This is a genomic window from Microvirga alba (genome assembly GCF_015694465.1).
In the GTDB taxonomy this organism is placed as follows: domain Bacteria; phylum Pseudomonadota; class Alphaproteobacteria; order Rhizobiales; family Beijerinckiaceae; genus Microvirga; species Microvirga alba.
The window spans coordinates 100430-120294 of the sequence record NZ_JADQDO010000006.1; the positions used below are offsets into that span (position 1 = coordinate 100430).

At 63.0% G+C, this 19865-nt stretch carries 24 protein-coding genes; 12 read left to right on the plus strand and 12 right to left on the minus strand.

Annotation, left to right across the window (positions count from 1 at the left end):
* Positions 1 to 6: 6 nt before the first annotated feature.
* Positions 7 to 285 (minus strand): hypothetical protein, encoded by a 279-nt coding sequence (locus I2H38_RS13305; protein ID WP_196272344.1) that lies wholly within the window; start codon positions 283 to 285, stop codon positions 7 to 9.
* Between the two features lie 294 nt (positions 286 to 579).
* Between I2H38_RS13305 and I2H38_RS13310 the strand changes: the two genes are divergently transcribed.
* The 7 genes from I2H38_RS13310 to I2H38_RS13340 all read left to right on the plus strand — a co-directional run bounded on the left by I2H38_RS13310 (position 580) and on the right by I2H38_RS13340 (position 6256).
* On the plus strand, positions 580 to 1512 hold the full coding sequence (locus I2H38_RS13310) for a ribose-phosphate pyrophosphokinase (RefSeq protein ID WP_196272345.1): 933 nt from the start codon (positions 580 to 582) through the stop codon (positions 1510 to 1512).
* A 140-nt stretch (positions 1513 to 1652) separates the two neighbouring features.
* On the plus strand, positions 1653 to 2270 hold the full coding sequence (locus tag I2H38_RS13315) for a 50S ribosomal protein L25/general stress protein Ctc (RefSeq protein WP_196272346.1): 618 nt from the start codon (positions 1653 to 1655) through the stop codon (positions 2268 to 2270).
* 86 nt (positions 2271 to 2356) lie between these two features.
* The gene (gene pth / locus I2H38_RS13320; protein ID WP_196272347.1) at positions 2357 to 2980 is read left to right on the plus strand and encodes an aminoacyl-tRNA hydrolase; all 624 of its coding nucleotides are present in this window, start codon (positions 2357 to 2359) and stop codon (positions 2978 to 2980) included.
* Positions 2981 to 2984: 4 nt separating this feature from the next.
* Positions 2985 to 4082, plus strand: a complete 1098-nt coding sequence (ychF, locus tag I2H38_RS13325; RefSeq protein ID WP_196272348.1) for a redox-regulated ATPase YchF — start codon at positions 2985 to 2987, stop codon at positions 4080 to 4082.
* A 72-nt stretch (positions 4083 to 4154) separates the two neighbouring features.
* Positions 4155 to 4334: a hypothetical protein gene (locus I2H38_RS13330; protein WP_196272349.1), complete on the plus strand. Its 180-nt coding sequence runs from the start codon at positions 4155 to 4157 to the stop codon at positions 4332 to 4334.
* 176 nt (positions 4335 to 4510) lie between these two features.
* On the plus strand, positions 4511 to 5179 hold the full coding sequence (gene nfi, locus I2H38_RS13335) for a deoxyribonuclease V (protein ID WP_196272350.1): 669 nt from the start codon (positions 4511 to 4513) through the stop codon (positions 5177 to 5179).
* A 66-nt stretch (positions 5180 to 5245) separates the two neighbouring features.
* Complete coding sequence (locus tag I2H38_RS13340) at positions 5246 to 6256, plus strand: MaoC family dehydratase (RefSeq protein ID WP_196272351.1); 1011 nt, start codon at positions 5246 to 5248, stop codon at positions 6254 to 6256.
* A gap of 6 nt (positions 6257 to 6262) precedes the next feature.
* Here the strand turns inward: I2H38_RS13340 and I2H38_RS13345 are convergent, their stop codons facing one another.
* Positions 6263 to 6877, minus strand: coding sequence for an HD domain-containing protein (locus I2H38_RS13345; RefSeq protein ID WP_229426694.1), 615 nt, complete (start codon positions 6875 to 6877; stop codon positions 6263 to 6265).
* Between the two features lie 14 nt (positions 6878 to 6891).
* Positions 6892 to 7437 carry an adenine phosphoribosyltransferase gene (locus tag I2H38_RS13350; protein ID WP_196272353.1) on the minus strand — a complete coding sequence of 182 codons (546 nt, stop codon included), beginning with the start codon at positions 7435 to 7437 and terminating at the stop codon, positions 6892 to 6894.
* A gap of 55 nt (positions 7438 to 7492) precedes the next feature.
* Here I2H38_RS13350 and I2H38_RS13355 point away from each other — a divergent pair, with 55 nt between their 5' ends.
* Entirely contained in the window at positions 7493 to 7687 is a 195-nt protein-coding gene (locus I2H38_RS13355) for a hypothetical protein (protein WP_196272354.1), read from the plus strand.
* 4 nt (positions 7688 to 7691) lie between these two features.
* Here the strand turns inward: I2H38_RS13355 and I2H38_RS13360 are convergent, their stop codons facing one another.
* From I2H38_RS13360 to I2H38_RS13380, 5 genes are all read right to left on the minus strand, one after another.
* Complete coding sequence (locus tag I2H38_RS13360; protein ID WP_196272355.1) at positions 7692 to 8561, minus strand: S-methyl-5'-thioadenosine phosphorylase; 870 nt, start codon at positions 8559 to 8561, stop codon at positions 7692 to 7694.
* A 147-nt stretch (positions 8562 to 8708) separates the two neighbouring features.
* Complete coding sequence (locus I2H38_RS13365) at positions 8709 to 9548, minus strand: cytochrome c1 (protein ID WP_196272356.1); 840 nt, start codon at positions 9546 to 9548, stop codon at positions 8709 to 8711.
* Positions 9549 to 9571: 23 nt separating this feature from the next.
* Positions 9572 to 10849 carry a cytochrome b gene (locus tag I2H38_RS13370; protein ID WP_196272357.1) on the minus strand — a complete coding sequence of 426 codons (1278 nt, stop codon included), beginning with the start codon at positions 10847 to 10849 and terminating at the stop codon, positions 9572 to 9574.
* Between the two features lie 35 nt (positions 10850 to 10884).
* Positions 10885 to 11433 carry a ubiquinol-cytochrome c reductase iron-sulfur subunit gene (gene petA / locus I2H38_RS13375; protein WP_407664073.1) on the minus strand — a complete coding sequence of 183 codons (549 nt, stop codon included), beginning with the start codon at positions 11431 to 11433 and terminating at the stop codon, positions 10885 to 10887.
* 207 nt (positions 11434 to 11640) lie between these two features.
* Complete coding sequence (locus I2H38_RS13380; protein ID WP_196272499.1) at positions 11641 to 13488, minus strand: ABC transporter ATP-binding protein; 1848 nt, start codon at positions 13486 to 13488, stop codon at positions 11641 to 11643.
* 96 nt (positions 13489 to 13584) lie between these two features.
* Here I2H38_RS13380 and I2H38_RS13385 point away from each other — a divergent pair, with 96 nt between their 5' ends.
* The gene (locus tag I2H38_RS13385) at positions 13585 to 14064 is read left to right on the plus strand and encodes a tRNA (cytidine(34)-2'-O)-methyltransferase (protein WP_196272359.1); all 480 of its coding nucleotides are present in this window, start codon (positions 13585 to 13587) and stop codon (positions 14062 to 14064) included.
* A 12-nt stretch (positions 14065 to 14076) separates the two neighbouring features.
* Positions 14077 to 14970, plus strand: coding sequence for an oxygen-dependent coproporphyrinogen oxidase (gene hemF / locus I2H38_RS13390; protein ID WP_196272360.1), 894 nt, complete (start codon positions 14077 to 14079; stop codon positions 14968 to 14970).
* On the opposite strand, the gene I2H38_RS13395 is transcribed toward hemF, so the two are convergent.
* Genes I2H38_RS13395 through I2H38_RS13410 form a run of 4 tightly spaced genes read right to left on the minus strand, consistent with a single transcriptional unit; the run spans position 14967 to position 17711 of the window.
* Complete coding sequence (locus tag I2H38_RS13395) at positions 14967 to 16223, minus strand: CCA tRNA nucleotidyltransferase (RefSeq protein ID WP_196272361.1); 1257 nt, start codon at positions 16221 to 16223, stop codon at positions 14967 to 14969. The two genes, hemF and I2H38_RS13395, sit on opposite strands and share 4 nt — an antisense overlap.
* Entirely contained in the window at positions 16220 to 16477 is a 258-nt protein-coding gene (locus I2H38_RS13400; RefSeq protein ID WP_196272362.1) for a DUF6111 family protein, read from the minus strand. The genes I2H38_RS13395 and I2H38_RS13400 overlap by 4 nt, the downstream gene beginning before the upstream one ends.
* Positions 16474 to 17112 (minus strand): CoA pyrophosphatase, encoded by a 639-nt coding sequence (locus tag I2H38_RS13405; RefSeq protein ID WP_196272363.1) that lies wholly within the window; start codon positions 17110 to 17112, stop codon positions 16474 to 16476. Before I2H38_RS13405 ends, I2H38_RS13400 begins: the two co-directional genes overlap by 4 nt.
* Positions 17112 to 17711 carry a DUF1285 domain-containing protein gene (locus I2H38_RS13410; RefSeq protein WP_196272364.1) on the minus strand — a complete coding sequence of 200 codons (600 nt, stop codon included), beginning with the start codon at positions 17709 to 17711 and terminating at the stop codon, positions 17112 to 17114. The genes I2H38_RS13405 and I2H38_RS13410 overlap by 1 nt, the downstream gene beginning before the upstream one ends.
* A 199-nt stretch (positions 17712 to 17910) precedes the next feature.
* Between I2H38_RS13410 and I2H38_RS13415 the strand changes: the two genes are divergently transcribed.
* Both I2H38_RS13415 and I2H38_RS13420 read left to right on the plus strand, forming a co-directional pair.
* Positions 17911 to 18927, plus strand: coding sequence for an AAA family ATPase (locus I2H38_RS13415; RefSeq protein ID WP_196272365.1), 1017 nt, complete (start codon positions 17911 to 17913; stop codon positions 18925 to 18927).
* A gap of 10 nt (positions 18928 to 18937) precedes the next feature.
* On the plus strand, positions 18938 to 19864 hold the full coding sequence (locus I2H38_RS13420) for a DUF58 domain-containing protein (protein WP_196272366.1): 927 nt from the start codon (positions 18938 to 18940) through the stop codon (positions 19862 to 19864).
* Position 19865: the final 1 nt, after the last annotated feature.

Here is a 19865-nt window from a genome sequence, read left to right on the forward strand (position 1 = left end):
GGAGCCCTATCCTTTCAGGGCTCTCAGGAGGATCGAAACGAGGCCGATTGCCAAAATGAGATAGGGCCAAAAACGCACTGGGATGAAAAATAGACTGTCGTTACGTCCCAGTACGACCCTTTCGCCGGTCGCCGGATCCAAAAGAACCCGTTCTTCCTTCTTGCTCAGAAAATGAGCAAGAACCCAAGTGCCTACGGACGCCAACAAGGCAAGCCCCGCAGTCCTGAGGTCTTCAGATGCCGGAATTTTGTCGGCGAGAATCGCGCTCACAAGCGCGATGGGCACGATTCCGATGCCCCATCCGTTCCATATGATCATCGCAACGCAACTCTATATCATTCTCCTGCAATACTATTAGCCGCTTACCGACTCAAGGACTCCCGGGACCTTGGCCTTGAGAATTCTGGCGCTGAGAATTGTCTCGCGCGTCCATTTGACCGAAGGAACTGACCCAGATTGAATTACGGTTGCATATTGTGACGGTTTCTTATCGCTGCTAAGACCCAAGCGCCTTGCCGCGCAGGGGCAACAACGTCACGCGGCGAGCTCCTCAGGTCACTCAAAACCGAAGATGCTGTCATGAAGCTCGTTGCGGGAAACTCCAATCATCCGCTGGCGGAAGCCATCGCCGCCTATCTCAATTTGCCACTCGCAAAATGCCAGGTGAAGCGCTTCGCGGACATGGAAGTGTTCGTGGAAATCCAGGAGAACGTACGCGGCGAGGATGTGTTCGTCATCCAGTCGACCTCGTTCCCCGCGAACGATCACTTGATGGAGCTTCTCATCATCATCGATGCGCTACGCCGCTCCTCGGCGCGCCGCATCACCGCGGTGATTCCCTATTTCGGCTATGCCCGTCAGGATCGGAAGCCCGGTCCCCGCACACCGATCTCGGCAAAGCTGGTGTCGAACCTCATCACCAACGCCGGCGCTGACCGCGTGTTGACCCTCGATCTCCACGCCGGACAAATCCAGGGCTTCTTCGACATCCCGACCGACAACCTGTTCAGTGCGCCCATCATGGCGCGCGACATCAAGGAGCGGCTCGACGGCGGCAACCGCATGGTGGTCTCGCCCGACGTCGGCGGCGTGGTGCGCGCCCGCGCGCTCGCCAAGCGCATCGACGCGCCGCTGGCCATCGTGGACAAGCGCCGCGAGCGGCCGGGTGAGTCGGAAGTCATGAACATCATCGGCGAGGTCGAGGGCCGGTCCTGCATCCTGCTCGACGACATCGTGGATTCCGGCGGCACCCTCGTGAACGCGGCCGACGCGCTCCTCGCCAACGGCGCCAAGGACGTCTACGCCTACATCACCCATGGCGTGCTCTCCGGCGGCGCGGTTTCCCGCATCGCCAATTCGCGGCTCAAGGAACTCGTGATCACGGATTCGATCCAGCCGACCGAGGCCGTGAAGGTCGCGCACAACATCCGGGTCATCGGCATCGCCCCTCTCATCGGCGAGGCCATCGGCCGCACGGCGACGGAAAGCTCCGTGTCGAGCCTGTTCGACTAACACCGTTTCTTGCAAATCCGGGCCGCTATCGCTATAAGCCGCCTCGCGCCCGCTCGACACCCTTGGAGGCACGGGCGCAAACCCCATGGCCGCCCTCAGGCGGCCATCGGTTTTTACAACGTCATCAAAGGACCACGACCATGAGTGAAATCAAGCAAATCACGGCCGTGGCGCGCGACCGGGCCGGCAAGGGGGCCGCCCGGGCCGTTCGTCGCCAAGGCCAAGTTCCTGCTGTTATCTACGGCGCCGGTCAGCCGGCCGAGGCGATTGCCCTCGACTTCAACCAGACCAAGCAGCTGATTTTCGCCGGCCACTTCCTCACCACGATCTTCGAGATCGACGTGAACGGCAAGAAGACCCGCGCGATCCCGCGCGACTACCAGCTCGATCCGGTCAGGGACTTCCCGGTCCACGTCGACTTCCTGCGTCTTGCCAAGGGCCAGGCGATCAAGGTCGTCGTGCCGGTGCACGTCGTCGGCCAGGACAAGTGCCCGGGCGTGAAGCGCGGCGGCACGCTCCAGATCGTCGAGCACTCGGTGGAGCTGCTCGTTCCCTCCGATGCGATCCCGGACTTCATCGAGGCTTCGGTCGCCGACCTCGACATCGGTTCGTCGATCCACATCTCGGACGTCAAGCTGCCGAAGGGCGCCAAGTCGACCTCCGCTGAGAACGTGACCCTCGTCACCGTCGTGGCCCCGTCGGGCATGAAGGAAGAGGAAGCGGCTCCGGCGGCTGAAGCGCCTGCGGCCAAGGCCTAAGCTCTTTAGATTGGGCATTGCGCCCATCGAACGGCTTCGACGCTCCGACCGCAAGGCCGGAGCGTTTCTTATGAGAGTGCCAAGCGATGCGCCTCTTCGTCGGCCTGGGTAATCCGGGCTCCCGATATGCCGGAAACCGCCACAACATCGGCTTCATGGCCGTGGACGCGATCGCGCGCGCTCACGGGGCAGCTCCGTGGCGGAAGCGCTTTCAGGGCGAGGCGACCGAGGCGACCATTGGTGGCGAGAAGGTGCTGCTCATCAAGCCGCAGACCTTCATGAACGAATCCGGCCGCGCGGTTGCCGAGGCCCAGCGCTTCTTCAAGATCCCGCTCTCGGACGTGACCGTCTTTTATGACGAGCTCGACCTTCCGCCCGCCAAGCTCAGGGTCAAGGTCGGCGGCGGCAATGCGGGCCATAACGGCCTGCGCTCGATCACCGCCCATTGCGGCAACGACTATCGTCGTGTCCGGCTCGGCATCGGGCATCCTGGACACAAGGCTCTGGTACAGGGGTACGTGCTCGGGGATTTCGGCAAGGCCGAGGAGGCCTGGGTCGACGACCTCACCCGCGCCATCGCGGACGGTGCAGCGCTCCTCGCTCAAGGCGAAGACGCAAGTTTTCAGAACAAGGTCCATCTCGCCATGGAGGCGAGAGGCTGGACGGACGTGAAACGGCCTGGAGAAAAGGCCGAAAGCAACAAGGAGTGAGGCCATGGGCTTCAAGATGGGCATCGTCGGTCTGCCGAATGTGGGCAAGTCCACCCTCTTCAATGCGTTGACGCAGACGGCGGCGGCGCAGGCGGCGAACTATCCGTTCTGCACCATCGAGCCGAATGTGGGCGACGTGGCCGTTCCGGACGACCGTCTCGAGAAGCTCGCGGGGATCGCCGGCTCGGGCCAGATCATCCCGACCCGCCTCACCTTCGTCGACATCGCCGGCCTCGTGCGCGGTGCATCCAAGGGCGAAGGTCTCGGCAACCAGTTCCTCGCCAACATCCGTGAGGTCGATGCGGTCGCGCATGTGGTGCGCTGCTTCGAGGACACCGACATCACCCACGTCGAGGGCAAGATCGATCCCATCGCCGACATCGAGATCATTGAAACCGAGCTGATGCTCGCGGACCTAGACAGCCTCGAGAAACGCGTCACCGCGCTTGAGAAGAAGGCCAAGGGCAACGACAAGGAAGCCAAGGAAACCCTGGACCTCGTCAACCGCTCGCTCGTGCTGCTGCGCGACGGCAAGCCCGCCCGCGCGGTCGAGCGCAAGCCGGAAGAGGAGCGCCTGTTCCAGATGCTCGGCCTTCTGACCTCGAAGCCCGTGCTTTACGTCTGCAATGTCGAGGAGGCGTCCGCCGACCATGGCAATGCCTTCTCAGCCAAGGTCTTCGAGCGCGCTCGCGAAGAAGGCGCGAAGGCCGTCGTGGTGTCGGCCAAGATTGAGAGCGAGATCGCCGTTCTCGCGCCCGACGAGCAGAAGGATTATCTCGACGCCATCGGCCTCGCCGAGCCTGGCCTCAACCGCGTCATCCGCGCTGGTTACGAACTGCTCGGCCTGATCACCTACTTCACGGTCGGCCCAAAGGAAGCCCGCGCCTGGACGATCACCACCGGCACCCGGGCGCCGCAGGCTGCCGGCGTCATCCACACGGATTTCGAGAAGGGCTTCATCCGCGCCGAGACCATCGCCTACCCGGACTACGTGTCCCTGAAGGGCGAGGCAGGCGCGCGCGAGGCCGGCAAATTGCGCCTGGAAGGCAAGGAATACACCGTCCAGGACGGCGACGTACTTCACTTCCGCTTCGCAAACTAACGGATTCGTGAACGCGAGCTTCGCGGGACGTTCAGGCTCATCATGCGTTGGTCCTGCATGGAGGATTGATCCATGCAGGACTCGCTTGAAGAGGTTGCCTACACGGTTGGCGGCGCCCTCGTATCACCCGGACTTGGAAGCGCGGAGCTTCTGATTGCCCTGCTCGTGGCCTGCGGCTTCGCGTTCAGCGCGCTCCACGCCCTCTTCGCAAAGAGCGACACAGACGAATCCGAGTGGAAAGGGCGTCACTAGAGCATGATCAGAACAAGTGGAAACCGGGTTCGCCAGGATCATGCGGCAATGCAATAAGGAATCGAGAGCTCGATCATGTTTCAAAGTGATATGATCAAGCTTGAGGGTGGCCTTGATGTTCCGCGCCGGAAGCGTGAGTGATTGACTCACCGGCAGCGCCGTCCTTGATACGCTCCATGCATCTTCGTCATCGCCATTCGTGGAATCTCTCCCCGTCCCAGGCCATCGCTCACCAGAAGGAAATGAGCGCCGAGGTCGTGTCCGACCGGCCGATCGACCTCGGTAGGGTGCGGCTCGTCGCGGGCGTCGATGTCAGCGTCAAGAATGGACACTCGCAGGCGGCCGTGGTGGTTGTGACCTATCCGGATTTCCAGCCGGTCGAGACCGTTCTCGCGACAATGCAGACCCCCTTTCCTTACATCCCCGGCCTGCTGAGTTTCCGCGAGGGACCGGTGCTGGAGAAGGCCTTCGAGAAGCTGCTCAACGAGCCCGACGTGTTTCTGTTCGACGGTATGGGAATCGCCCATCCGCGCCGCATCGGCATCGCCAGCCATATGGGCCTCTGGCTCGATCGCCCCACCATCGGCTGCGGCAAGACGCTTCTGTGCGGACGCTACGAGGCTCTGGCCGAGGAGAAAGGGGCTTCTGCACCCCTCGTCGACAAGGGGGAGCCGATCGGCGTCGCGCTGCGCACCCGCACGGCCAAGAACCCCATGTTCATCTCGCCCGGCCACCTGGCGGATATTTCGAGCGCCGCCGCGCTCGTTCTGCAATGTTCACCTAAATATCGATTGCCGGAGCCGATCCGTCTGGCGCACAACGCCGCTGGAAATTTTGCCCCTTGAGAGAACGCGGGAATGCGTTCCCGTTATCTCCCCGCCGCATCTCCCCGCTTGGACAGAAAAAGCCCGATGCCCCGCTTTGCTTTCGAAGATTTCACGCCCGGCTCGACCCACATGCTCGGCCCCGTCTCGGTTTCGAAGGACGACATCATTTCCTTCGCGCGCGAGTTCGATCCGCAACCCTTCCATGTGGATGAGATCGCGGCCAAGGACAGTTTCGTCGGCACCTTGATCGCTTCGGGCTGGCATACCTGCTCGATCAACATGCGCTTGCTGGCTGACGGCCTGCTCCTCGATTCGACCTCCATGGGCTCGCCGGGAATCGAGGAGCTGAAGTGGGTGCGCCCGGTCCGGCCGGGGGACACACTCCGCTCGCGATTGACGATCCTCGACAGCCGGCCTTCGAAAAGCCGCCCCTCCATTGGGCTCGTGCAGTTTCAAGGCGAATTGTTGAACCAGAACGACGAGATCGTGATGACCCAGGGCAACTGGATCATGTTTGCTCGTCGGGATGCGGAAATGGCCGCCAATGACGCGGGTGCCCTCTTGCCCCCTCAAACAGAGGCCGCTCCGACGCACGAGACCCAGTCTATCTCCGCTAATCCTTATCTTGAGGATCTCATGGCCGGAGAGATCGAGGAACTCGGCTCTTTCACGTTCCATTCCGACGAGATCATACGCTTCGCAAAGCAATATGATCCGCAGCGCTTCCATGTGGACCCGGAAGCCGCCAAGAGCAGCTTGTTCGGCGGCCTCTGCGCCTCGGGCTGGCACACGGCGAGCATCTGGATGAAGCTGATGATCGCCTATCGGGAGCGCGTGCGCAGCGAGGCCCTGGCCCGTGGTGAGCGCCCCGCCCGGCTTGGCCCCTCACCCGGCTTCAGCAATCTGAAATGGCTGAAGCCGGTCTATGCCGGCGATACCATCACCTACCGCTCGACCCTGATGAACAAGCGCGTCTCCGCCTCGCGCCCCGGCTGGGGGCTGGCCTTCCACCACAATAGCGGCGTGAACCAGCGCGGCGAGGAGGTCATTTCCTTCGACGGCTCGGTTTTCTGGGAAAGGCGGCCGGAGCGGTAAGACGATTTACCTGATCCGGCCCTGCTCCGTCGCGTGGGCGCGCGTCTCCTCGTCGAGGATCGCGCGGAGGCTGGCGACCAGCGGATGGGCTGAGGTCTGCTTGAGCCCATAAGTCAGATTGAAGGCGTAGTCGAAGTCTGCGGGGTTGAGACCCTGATTATGCTGAAGGATGGTTTCGAGCTTGTCGAACCCTTTTGCCAACACGGCCTCGGGGGATGATGCGGCCTCGTATTCCTCCCACAGGGAGAGTATTTCGCTGCGCTGCGCGGGAGGCAGCGGCTGAGTCAGCACCTGAAGATCGGAGCGCTCCTGCTCGCTCTTATGGGCGCCCTCTGTCTGAAAGATAGCCGGAATATCACCGCTCAGCGCCTCGCCGAGGTCGTGCACGATGCACAGCTTCAGAAGCTTCAAGACATCGATGCCGGGCAGTTCGCGTGCGAAGACGAGGACCATCAGGCAGAGCCGCCAGGTATGCTCCGCCGTGCTCTCCCCCCGCCCACCGGACGTATGCCCGCTGCGGAGGGTGTCTTTCAGCTTTTCGGCGCTCTTCAGAAAGGCGAGAACGCCCTTCATCTCCTCGGCAAGCATTGTCTCAGGCTCTCTTGCGATGCGGGCCACCATGGCCGCATGCGATGCTAGTGCCCTTCGAAGCTGACCAGGCTTCGCACCTCGACCCCGAGGTCGCGCAGCTTCTGCGCGCCGCCGAGATCGGGCAGGTCGATGATGAAGCAGGCGGCGACGATGTTCGCGCCCATCTGGCGCAGGAGCTGCGTTGCGGCAACGGCGGTGCCGCCCGTGGCGATCAGGTCATCGACGAGAACAACCCGCTCATCCTGACCGATGGCGTCCGTGTGGATTTCCATCTCGTCGACCCCGTATTCAAGCGAATAGGCGATGCGCACGGTCTCGTGGGGCAGCTTGCCCTTTTTGCGGATCGGCACGAAGCCTGATGAGAGTTGGTGCGCCACCGCTCCGCCGAGGATGAAGCCGCGGGCCTCGATGCCCGCCACCTTGTCGACGCGCCCGCCCGCGAAGGGATGAACGAGCTCATCAACCGCACGCCGGAAGGCCCGCGCGTCCCCCAGCAGGGTCGTGATGTCCCGAAAGATGATTCCAGGCTTCGGGTAATCCGGAATCGAGCGAATTGCGGCTTTCAGGTCGGTCGCGAGGCGCTGGTCCATAGGAAAGTCTGCCATATGTCAGGAAGGTTGAGATTACTTGTTGCGGAGTTTCGCTATGCCCGAACCGTCCTCTCGGACCGTCCTGACGGATATCGACATCCCCTTTGGAAGGCTCGCGGCGTTTTTCGTCAAGGTTGCTCTTGCCGCAATCCCTGCCACCTTCATCGTCGCCCTGATCTTCGCAGTCGTCGGGTGGATATTCCGGCTCGTGTTCGGCTTCGGCCACATGAGCGGAACGATGAGTTGGTGAGGCTTTAGAGCACCCGGCCGGCCACCGCGTCGAGCTTCTTGAGAAGCTCGGGATCGCGTGCAGATGGTGCCGTCATGATGGCCCCATCCAGCGCCCGGTCGGACCCGCTAGGACAGGCCTCGTGTTCGGCCGGAAAGTCCCGCGCCACGCGGGCGATCAGCTTGGCCACCTTGGCCGCGTTCTGCTGCGCCACGGCAACGACAGCGGCAACGTCCACCTCGTCGTGCTCCGGGTGCCAGCAATCGAAATCCGTCACCATGGCCACGATGGCGTAAGTAATCTCGGCCTCGCGGGCGAGCTTGGCCTCCGGCATGGCCGTCATGCCGATGACATCATAGCCGAGGCCCTTGTAGGTCATCGATTCGGCATAGGTCGAGAATTGCGGCCCCTCGATCGTCACATGCGTCCCGCCACGGCTGAACGGAATTCCCTCCGCCTTCGCCGCCTCTGCAATGCGCTCCTGGAGCCGGGGGCCAACCGGATGCGCCATGGGCACATGGGCCACGCAGCCTTTTCCGAAGAACGAGGACTCGCGCTTGTGGGTCCGATCCACGAACTGATCCACCAGCACGAAGAAGCCCGGATAGAACTCCTGCTTGAACGAGCCGCAGGCCGAGACCGAAATCAGATCGGTCACGCCCGCCCGCTTCATCGCGTCCACGTTCGCCCGGTAATTGATATCCGATGGTGAATAGCGATGGCCGCGCCCATGGCGAGCGAGGAAAACCACCTTCGTCGCGCCGATGCGGCCGATGCGCAGCGCATCCGACGGTTCGCCGAAGGGAGACGAGATTCGCTCTTCCCGCACGTCTTCGAGACCCGGCAGATCGTAAACGCCCGACCCGCCGATGATGCCTAGAACCGCCTTCGTCATTGCCTTGGTCTCCCGGAGAACCAGCCGTCTTCTCAGTGAGAAGGACCATAGGGCGAGAGCCCCGGCAGAGGCCATGCCCGCATTACGACGATCCAAAGAAAAAGGCCCCGGATGGGGCCTCTCTCAATCGGTTCGTGCGTCTCTGCCTTAGTGCTCGATGCGAGACCAGATCTTCTTCTTCGTGAAGTAGAGCAGGCCGGAGAGAACCAGAAGGAACAGGATCACCTGGAAGCCGATGCGCTTGCGGGCATCGAGGTGCGGCTCGGCCGTCCACATGAGGAAGGCCGTGACGTCGCGGGCGTATTGGTCGACTGTCTCGGGGACCGGCGACTTGCCGTCGGCGCCCTTCGGGTATTCGACCTGACCGTCGCTCAGCGGCTTCGGCATCGCGATCACGTTGCCCGGGAAGTACGAATTGTAGTGGCCACCTTCCGGCACCGAGAAGCCCTTGGGGGCTTCGTGATAGCCGGTCAGCACCGCGACAAGGTAATCCGAGCCATTTTCCGCGAACTGGGTGAAGGCGTCGAAGATGAACCAGGGGAAGCCGCGCTCGTAGGTGCGCGCCTTCGGCATCAAGGACAGGTCCGGCGGAGCTTTGCCGCCATTCGCCGCCGCCGCCGCGTTCTCGTTCGGGAACGGAGCGGGGAAATGGTCGGCCGGGCGACCGGCACGCTCGAACATGTCGCCGGCGTCGTTCGGGCCGTCCTGCACTTTGTATTCCGCCGCCAGCGCGCGAACCTGCGCCTCGGAGAAACCGGGGCCGCCGGGCTGCGAAAGATTGCGGAAGTTGACATAGTTCAGGCTGTGGCAGGAGGAGCAAACCTCCCGGTAAACCTTGAAGCCACGCTGGAGCTGAGCCTCGTCGAACTTGCCGAAGGGACCCGCAAAGCTCCACTTGAGCTGTGGCGGGTTGGCCCCCTCGGAGGCGATCGCCGGAGCCGACAGGCCGAGAACGGCCGCGGCGATGAGAAGAGTACGCTTCATCATGTTTTTATTCCCCAGCGCTCGCATCAGCCTTTGGACTGCGGTTCGGCATTGGCGCCGGCCGGCAGACCTGCCCCACCCTTCTGGCCGAGCACGGATTCGAGGATCGAATTCGGCAGCGGCAGCGGACGCTCGATGAAGCCGAGCAACGGCAGGATGACCAGGAAGTGGATGAAGTAGTACGCGGTCGCGATTTGCGAAACGATCACGTACCAGCCCTCCGGCGGCTTGGCGCCGAGCCAGCCCAACAGCAGCGTATCGGCCACGAGGATCCAGAAGAACTGCTTGTAGAGCGGACGATAGGAGGTCGAACGCACCTTCGAGGTATCGAGCCAGGGCAGGAAGGCCAGGACCGCGATGGAGGCGAACATGGCGATGACGCCGCCAAGCTTGTCCGGGATGGCGCGCAGGATCGCGTAGAACGGCAGGAAGTACCATTCGGGCACGATGTGAGCGGGCGTCACCGACGGATTCGCCGGAACGTAGTTATCCGCATGGCCAAGATAGTTCGGGATGTAGAACACGAACCACGCGAAGAGGATCATGAACACCGCAGTGGCGAACAGGTCCTTGATCGTCGCGAAGGGCGTGAACGGAACCGTGTCCTTGTCCGACTTGATCGGAACGCCGGTCGGGTTGTTCTGGCCCGGAACGTGCAGCGCCCAGATGTGCAGGATGACAACACCCGCGATCATGAACGGCAGCAGATAGTGGATCGAGAAGAAGCGGTTCAGGGTCGGATTGCCGACGGAGTAGCCGCCCCAGAGCAGGCTCTGGATGGTGTCGCCGACGACCGGAATCGCTGCCAGGATGTTGGTGATGACGGTCGCGCCCCAGAAGCTCATCTGGCCCCACGGCAGCACGTAGCCCATGAAGGCGGTCGCCATCATCAGACCGTAGATGATCACGCCGAGGATCCAGAGGATCTCGCGGGGGGCCTTATACGATCCGTAATACAGGCCGCGGAAGATGTGGACGTAAACGGCGACGAAGAACATCGACGCGCCGTTGGCGTGCATATACCGGATCAGCCAGCCGAAATTCACATCGCGCATGATGTGCTCGACCGACTGGAAAGCCAGCGACGCATGCGGCGTGTAATACATCGCCAGGAACACGCCGGTCAGGATCTGCGACGCGAGCATGAACGAAAGGATCGCGCCGAAGGTCCAGAAATAGTTGATGTTCCGCGGCACCGGGTAAACGATGAACGAGGAATGGATGAGACCCGCGATAGGCAGACGGCTCTCGAACCATTTGCCGAAGGCGCTCTTGGGAACGTAGGTGGATGAATGCTGGCTCATGATATCGCCTGATCGAATGGATCGTCGCCGAAGGTTTAAGCGGTGGCGCCTTGACCGATAACGATCTTGGTGTCGGACACGAAATTATAGGGCGGAATCGGCAGATTGATCGGCGCCGGACCGCCGCGAACGCGGCCTGACGTATCGAAAACCGAACCGTGGCAGGGGCAGAACCAGCCCTTGTACTCGCCCTGCTGACCCAACGGCACGCAACCCAGATGGGTGCAATTGCCATAGACGATCAGCCACGGGGCATGACCCGGCTTCACGCGAGCCGAGTCAGGCTGCGGGTCGCGCAAGGTGGCAACGTTCACATCCTCGGCGGCTTTGATCTCTGCCGGCGTGCGGTGCCGGACGAAGATGAGCTTGCCGCGCCAGAAAACCTTCACGATCTGCCCTTCGGCGATCGGCGTCAGATCGACCTCGACGGGCGCGCCGGCAGCTACCGTTGCAGCGTCGGGCGTCATCGACTGAATGAAGGGCCAAACGAGGGATGCACCACCGACGGCGGCGGCTGCGCCCGTGGCGATAAAGAGGAAATCGCGCCGTGTCGGCTCAGCGATGGCAGTGGTGGTCTCGGCCACTTGGCTCTCCAGCATTCGTCAACAAACGAGAACCGCGCGTCTGAAAATGCCTTGGTAACCCAGACATCCGGCACGCTGCCTCCTAATGGAACAAGCATACGCGCCAACGCGCGCGCAATGCGACTGGGCGTCGCCGCGCAGTGGCTCTTTGGCACGGCGAAGCGCGGCTGTCCATAGCTGGATTGGAGTTGTTCCAGATGAGACGTTTCAGATCGCTGCCGTTTCCTCGGCCCCGAGGAAACCGCCGGACTGGCGTCGCCAGAGCCGTGCATAAAGGCCGCCCCGCTTCAAAAGCTCGGCATGGCTCCCCTCCTCGATGATCCGGCCCTCCTCGATGACGATGAGGCGGTCGAGCGCCGCGATGGTCGAGAGGCGATGGGCGATGGCGACCACGGTCTTGCCTTCCATCAAGGTCGAAAGCGATTCCTGAATCGCCGCCTCGACCTCCGAATCCAGGGCCGAGGTCGCCTCATCCAGGACCAGGATCGGGGCGTCCTTCAGGATCACGCGGGCGATGGCTATGCGCTGGCGCTGGCCGCCCGAGAGCTTCACACCGCGCTCGCCCACATGAGCATCGTAGCCGCGCCTGCCCCGATGATCTTCGAGATTCAGGATGAAATCGTGAGCATGGGCGAGGTGCGCCGCCTGCTCGACCTCCCGTTCCCGCGCTCCCGGACGGCCATAGGCGATATTGTCCCGGATCGAGCGGTGGAGAAGTGATGTGTCCTGGGTCACCACGGCGATGGAAGACCGCAGGCTGTCCTGGCTGACCTTGGAAATGTCCTGCCCATCGACGAGAATCCGCCCGCCTTCCACGTCGTGAAGGCGCAAAAGGAGAGAGGTGATGGTGGTCTTACCCGCCCCGCTCGTGCCGACGAGCCCCATCTTCTCACCGGCGCGAATCGTCAGATCGAGGCCTTCGATGACGCCTTCTTCCCGGCCATAATGGAAGGACACCTTCTCGAAGCGCACCTCTCCCTTGGTCACTTCGAGTTGGGGAGCGACCGGCGCATCCACGATTCCATGCGGGCGGGCGATGGTCTCCATGCTCTCCTGGACCACACCGATATTCTCGAAGACCCCGCGCACGGTCTGCATGACCCAGCCCGACATGGCGAGGATGCGCATGACGAGCGCCAACCCGGCAGCAGCCTCGCCGCTCGTCATCGCACCGCGTGTCCATAATGTAATGGAGAGCGCCCCGGTCGCGACGAGAAGAGCACTGTTCATGACGGCGAGAACGCCAGTCACGCTCGTGATCAGCCGGAACGAGTGCAGAAAAGCCTGGGTATGAGCCGATAGGGCGTCCCGAACGGCGGAGCGCTCCTCGGCTCCCCGTGCGAAGAGCTTGACGGTGAGGATGTTCGTGTAGCTGTCGACCACCCGCCCCACGAGCGCCGAGCGGGCATCCGCCACCTTGAGGGAGCGGTCCTTCGCGCGGGGCACGAAATAGCGCAGGAGCACCACGTAGCCGACGATCCAGAGGCCCATGGGCAGGGCAAGCCAGGGGCTGACGGTGGAAAACATACCCAGCGCGGTAAAGGCGAAGATCGCCACATAAAGCAGCGTGTCGAGCACCGTGACCGCGATTTCGCGGATGGCTGAGCCCGCCTGGGTGATGCGGTTGGCGAGACGTCCCGCGAAATCGGCCTGGAAATAGCTCAAGGCGTGGCCGAGCGTATAAACATGGGTCCGCCAGCGGATCATGTTGGTGCTTTGCGGCACGATAATCTGGTTGGTGATCGCCTCGTGAATAAAAAGCAGGACCGGCCTTATGAACAGGATCGCGGCCCCGACCAGCAACAGAGCGTTGCCATGCTCGGCCCAGATCCGCTCCGGCGTGGAATGGGCCAGAATGTCCACCAACCAGCCCATGATCACGTAGAGGGACGATTCGAACAGGCCGACCACCAACGAGGCGAAGAACAGGATCACAAACCAGGATTTGATCGGCTTCAGATAGTGCCAGGAAAAGGCGCTGACGCTTCCTGGAGGCGTTTGCTCCTCGTCAAAGGGGGAAAACGGGTCGATCTGCTTTTCCAACCGCCGATACATTTTCATCTCCGGACCGTCCTTGCGGGCCTCCTTTAACATAACAGGCGGCAAAGCGGTCACTTGACGTGGACGCGCCCTGCCCCGATGACGCATGCCATGCCACGTCTTGCCATCTATCAACCGGACATTCCGCAGAACACCGGCACCATGCTGCGCCTGGCCGCGTGCCTCGGCGTTCCGGTCGAGATCATCGAGCCTGCCGGTTTCGACGTCTCGGACCGAAACCTGCGCCGTTCGGGCATGGACTATCTCGACCGCGCCGCGATCACCCGCCACATCTCATGGCGCAGTTTCGAGACGTGGCGGCAGGAAAGCAAGGCCCGGCTGGTGCTCGCGACCACCAAGGGCGCCATGCCCTATACGCGTTTCGCCTTCGAGCCGGACGATATCATCCTGGTCGGGCGCGAATCCGCCGGGGTACCGGACGAGGTTCACGAGGCAGCCGATGCGCGGGTCATCGTTCCAATGCAATCGGGCCTGCGCTCACTTAATGTCGCGGTCACCGCCGCGATGATTTTAGGGGAAGCTTTGCGGCAGACCCAGACTTTCCCGATCCCTTCCGTTTCCGACGCCTGAAGCGACCACGCCATGACCGACACATCCGATATCGCCCATCTGCAAGCCGAAGCTCCCATCTGGTTCGCCTCTCTGCGCGATCGGATCTGCGCCGCATTCGAGGCGCTGGAAGATGAGATCACCGCTCCGCTTCCCCCGGAGGCATCCGCGCCCGGACGTTTCGAGCGCAAGCCGTGGGACCGCAAGGACCATAGCGGAGCACCGGGAGGCGGCGGCGTCATGTCGATGATGCGGGGCCGCGTGTTCGAGAAGGTCGGCGTCCATGTCTCGACCGTGCACGGCGAGTTCGCGCCGGAGTTTCGCGGCCAGATCCCGGGGTCCAACGAGGATCCGCGCTTCTGGGCGTCCGGCCTTTCGCTGATCGCCCATCCCTGGAACCCGAACGTGCCGACCGTTCACATGAACACCCGGTTCGTGGTGACGACCAAGGCATGGTTCGGTGGCGGGGCGGACCTCACGCCGGTTCTCGACCGGCGTCGAACCCAGGACGATCCGGACACCATCGCCTTTCATGCGGCCTTCAAGGGGGCTTGCGACCGGCATCCCGCCGCCCCGTATGAGAAGTATAAGGCATGGTGCGACGAGTATTTCTTCCTGAAGCACCGCAACGAGCCGCGCGGCATCGGCGGCATCTTCTACGATTACCATTGGACCGGCGACCGCGAGAACGACCTCGCCTTCACCCGCGACGTGGGCGAGGCCTTCCTGAAGATTTATCCGGAGATCGTCCGTCGCAACGCGAGCACGAATTGGACCGAGGCGGACCGGATCGAGCAGCAGGTGCGGCGCGGACGCTATGTGGAGTTCAACCTGCTCTACGACCGGGGCACGATCTTCGGGCTGAAGACCGGCGGCAACATCGAGTCGATCTTGTCATCGATGCCGCCGACGGTTCGCTGGCCTTAAGGCGCTTCCGCCTTATCGAGGACCCGCCGCAGTAGCCTCGCAGCGGTCGCCTCGTCGGTGGGACAGCCTTCCGAAAGCCAGTTGCGACGGGCGAACGCCAAAAGCTCGCCGATCCGGGGGCCTTTGGGGATGCCGCGCTCCACGAGATCCGCCCCGCGCAAAGGAAAGACCGGCACGGGCTCGCCCCCGCTCTCAAAGCGTTGAAAGGCGTCGAGTGCATTATCGCGGATGACCGGCAAGGGTTCTCCGGCCAACGCCGGCAGAACAGCAGCGAGCGTCTCGACTCCGTGCTCCGCCACAAGACGGCGGATGGCGATGGGGTTAAGAGGCTCCGGCCAGACTTTGAGAACGCGGACGAGGTGCGCGTAAGCGTCGAGCTTGCGCTGCTCGTCATTCGACAACCTCAACCGTTCCCGTAAGCGCTCGGCGTCCTCTTCGATCGTGACGGCGAGCGCCGCCAGCCGCCAGATCGCGACGGGTTTCTCGGCATCTGCGGCAATGGCTCTGTGAAACCGGCCGAACTCGGCAACGCCATCCAACAGCCACGTCAGGAAACCATGTTCCGCGAGAACGCGGACCGTATCTTCGGCCCGCCTTGCGGCAAGCAACCTCAAAAGCTCGTGCCTGATCCGTTCACGGGAAAGGATCGTCAGGCCCTGGCGCTCGGCCCCGGCGGCGGCAAGCCCTTCCGGGTCAGGGTCGCCCTCGGCATATTCCGCATGGAAGCGAAAGAACCGCAGGATGCGTAAGTAATCCTCGCGAATGCGAGTATGGGCATTGCCGATGAACCGGACACGCCGGGCCGCGAGGTCGGCAACGCCGTCGGTATAATCATAGAGACCGCCATCGAGGCCAAGCGACAGCGCATTCATGGTGAAATCGCGCCGCCGCGCGTCGGTCTCAAAGTCGTGGCCGAAATGAACGACCGCATAGCGCCCGTCCGTCTCCACATCCTCGCGCAAGGTCGTGACTTCGAACGGCTCGCCATCGACGACCACCGTGACCGTGCCATGGTCAATGCCGGTCGGGACGGGCTTGAAACCCGCCTTTGCGGCCCGTCGCATGATGTCGTCCGGCATGATTGTCGTGGCGCAGTCCACCTCCATCACCGGCCGTCCGAGGAGCGCGTTGCGCACCGCGCCGCCGACAACGCGCGTCTCCGCATCGCCGCCATTGAACGCTTCAAGCAGCCGGCGCAGATGCGGGCGTCGCAGCAGGTCGGCGAGCGCCTTCTGGTCGAGGGATTGGATCACTTGAATCGCCCCGGAACGACCCGCCCGTTTTCCATATGGGTCGGCACGAAGGCCCCGGTCTGGTGGTCGGCGAAAAGCCCGGCAGAGAGGAGCGAGACAATAACGAAGGCCAAACCCGCGATGACGAGCCAGACCGATTGATCGCTCCAGGAGGACCAGGCCATGGGGTTGCGGCGGCGGATGATGAGATAGAGAGCGAAGGCGGCGAACGGCAGGAGAAAAAGCAGCAATTCCTGGATGATCGCCCGCGTCATGGAGTGTAGAGCCTCTCATAGAGATTGCGGATGATGCCCGCCGTGACACCCCAGATGTAGCGCTCCTCGTAAGGCATTGCATAGTAGCGGCGCACACGGCCCTTCCATTCGCGCGCGTGCATCTCGTGATGGGCCGGGTCCATGAGGAAGCTGAGCGGGACCTCGAACGTATCCGCCACCTCAAGCGGATTAAGGTGCAGGGTGTAGGATGGTGAGACGCGCCCCACCACCGGCATGACCAGATAATTGGTCGTGGACAAATAGGGGTCGAGATAGCCGAGCGGGCTGATAAAGCGGCTGTCGAGACCGATTTCCTCTTCAGCCTCGCGATAGGCCGCCGCCAGGAGGGAGGCGTCCGTCGGATCGACCCGGCCGCCGGGAAAGGCAATCTGCCCGGAGTGCTGGCGCAACTGCGCTGCCCGTTCCGTCAGGAGCAATGTCGGCTCGTCGCGCATGACGATGGGCACGAGAACGGCGGCCGCCTTCGGCGTCAGCGGATGAACGAGCGGGACATCATCAAGAGTGTGGTCGCCACGTGGGTTGGCGAGAGCATCCGTCGGGTCCGGCGGCTCGGGCCGCAGGCGCTCGGCCGCGAGAGCGAGAAAATGGTCAGCGTCCAAGGGGATCAGACTCATCACGACGCGCCGAGCTCCGAGACCGGGGCAATCGTGAAGAACGCGCCTTTGACCGCGATGCCAAAGACCGCCTTGCCCGCGATGTCCCGCTCCTCGCCCATGGCAATCAGATCGAGAGCGAGCGAGCGCGTGACTCTCGCCCACAACTCTCCGCGGACCCGGAGATACGGCTTCACCCCGCCACCGGCCTCGCGCTCGAAGCGCAGGGGATGCTCCGGCCCCGCTTGCACCAGATCGTCCACATTGGTGCGAAAGGCGATCTCCCGGGTTTCGTCATCCCCCTCGACCACCATCTCGACGGCGATGAAGGGCACATCTTCGACAGCGATTCCGACCCTTTCGACCGGGGTGACGAGCACATAACGTTCAGGATCCTTGCGCAGGACGGTCGAAAACAACTTCACCAAAGCCGGCCGACGAATCGGCGAACCCATATAATGCCAAGTCCCATCCACCGCGATGCGCATGTCGATCTCGCCGCAATAGGCCGGGTTCCATCGCTCGACCGGTGGCAACCCCTTGCCGCTCGCACCCGGACCAAGCGTTTCGATCAGGCGTGTCAGCGCGCTGCTGGGGGCAGGGATCGCGGAATGGGTCATGACGCAAGCGTGAACAACAAAATGGACCTCGAGGATCGACGAATAGCCATCATTGGCTAATTTCTAGAGCATAATATCCTCAGTCTCGCCGTCTAGTTCGCGAAACCCGTGCTGCGGCGCATCGACCCGCTTGCATAGGGCTAGCGACCAAAGGCACACTAGCTTTTTAGGGCGGACGCGAACGGGTGGAGATAACCTTATGACGGCCAGCATCGCTCAAGCTCCCACCGCCCTCGATGACGCGATCATCCGAAGTGCTGAGGCGACGCTTGAAACGGTCGGGCGTGCCAGAGAGGCCATCCACTCGGTCATCTTCGGACAGGAAAAGGTCGTCGATCTCACCCTCATTACGCTTCTGGCCGGCGGCCACGGCCTTCTCGTCGGCGTTCCGGGCCTGGCCAAGACCAAGCTCGTGGAAACGCTGGGCATTGTGCTCGGCCTCGACGCACGTCGTGTGCAGTTTACGCCTGATCTGATGCCCTCCGACATTCTCGGCTCCGAGATTCTCGACGAAGGTGCCGACCGGCGACGCTCATTTCGGTTCGTGAAGGGCCCTGTCTTCACGCAGCTTCTCATGGCCGATGAGATCAACCGCGCGAGCCCCCGCACGCAATCGGCCCTGCTTCAGGCGATGCAGGAGCATCACGTCTCGATCGGCGGCGAGCGGCACGACCTGCCAGAGCCATTCCACGTTCTCGCCACGCAAAACCCCATCGAGCAAGAAGGCACTTATCCGCTGCCCGAGGCGCAGCTTGACCGCTTCCTCCTGCAGATCGACGTCGGCTATCCGGACCGGGACGCCGAGCGGCGCATCCTGATCGAGACCACGGGCGTTGAATTGCACAAGCCCGTCGCGGCGATGAGCGCCGAAGGACTCATGAACGCGCAGCGTCTCGTGCGCCGTCTGCCGGTCGGCGAAAGCGTCGTCGATGCGATCCTCGATCTGGTGCGCTCAGCACGCCCTGAAGGCGAACATCTGGAAGGGGTCACCGACAAGCTTCTCTGGGGGCCGGGTCCGCGCGCAAGTCAGGCGCTGATGCTGGCGGTTCGCGCCCGCGCCTTGATCGAAGGCCGCGTCGCGCCGTCGATCAGCGATGTGATCGCGCTCGCCGAACCCGTGCTCAAACACCGCCTGGCGCTCACCTTCTCCGCCCGCGCGGAAGGAGAAACGGTCAAGACCGTCATCAGCCGCCTGACCTCGCGGCTGACAGGTTAGGAACTCGCGCATGGCCCGTGTCCGGGTCCTCCCGGAAAGCGCACGCTTCCCAAGCCACCATGAAACCGAGACGGCGCTCAACCTTTCGGAGCGCATGCCGCGTCTCGTGCTGGAGGCACGGCGCGTGGCGGCCAATCTCTCCCATGGCCTCCACGGCCGCAGACGTGCCGGAACCGGCGAGAGTTTCTGGCAGTTCCGCCCCTTCGTGACCGGTGAAGCGGCGCAGCGCATCGATTGGCGGCGCTCGGGCCGTGACGACAGGCTTTATGTGCGTGAGCGCGAATGGGAGACTGCCCAGACCTTATGGTTCTGGATCGACCGTTCCGCCTCCATGGGCTTCGCCTCCGATCTCGCGCAGGCGCCCAAGATCGAACGGGCCATCGTGCTCGGCCTCGCGCTCGCCGATTGCGTCGTCGAGGCCGGGGAGCGGGCGGGGATGCTCGGTCTCATGCCGCCCCGCGCCACTAGCCGCATTGCCGAAATCATGGCGGAAACCATGGTGGCGGATCGTGGTGCGCTCACCGACGATCTGCCGCCGCAAGCGCCGATTCCGGCGCTCCACGAAGCCATCGTGGTGAGCGATTTCCTGTCACCCATCAGCGAGATCACGGCTGTGGTCGAGGGCATTTCCGACCGGGGAGCGCGCGGCCATCTGGTCATGATCGTCGATCCGGTCGAGGAGACCTTTCCGTTCCAGGGGCAGGCCGTGCTGCACGATCTGGAAGACGGCCTGTCGCTTCGGATCGGCGACGCGGCGAGTTGGGGCACGGCCTATCGCGAGCGCATCGAACGGCATCGAGGTGAAATCGGCGAGGTGGCCCGCCGCCACGGCTGGACCCTCACGATCCACCGGACAGACCGTCCGGCAAGCGAGGCTGCGCTGCATGTCCTGAATCTCGTGACATCCTCGCGGGGCGCCAACGTGGGAGGCCGCTAGA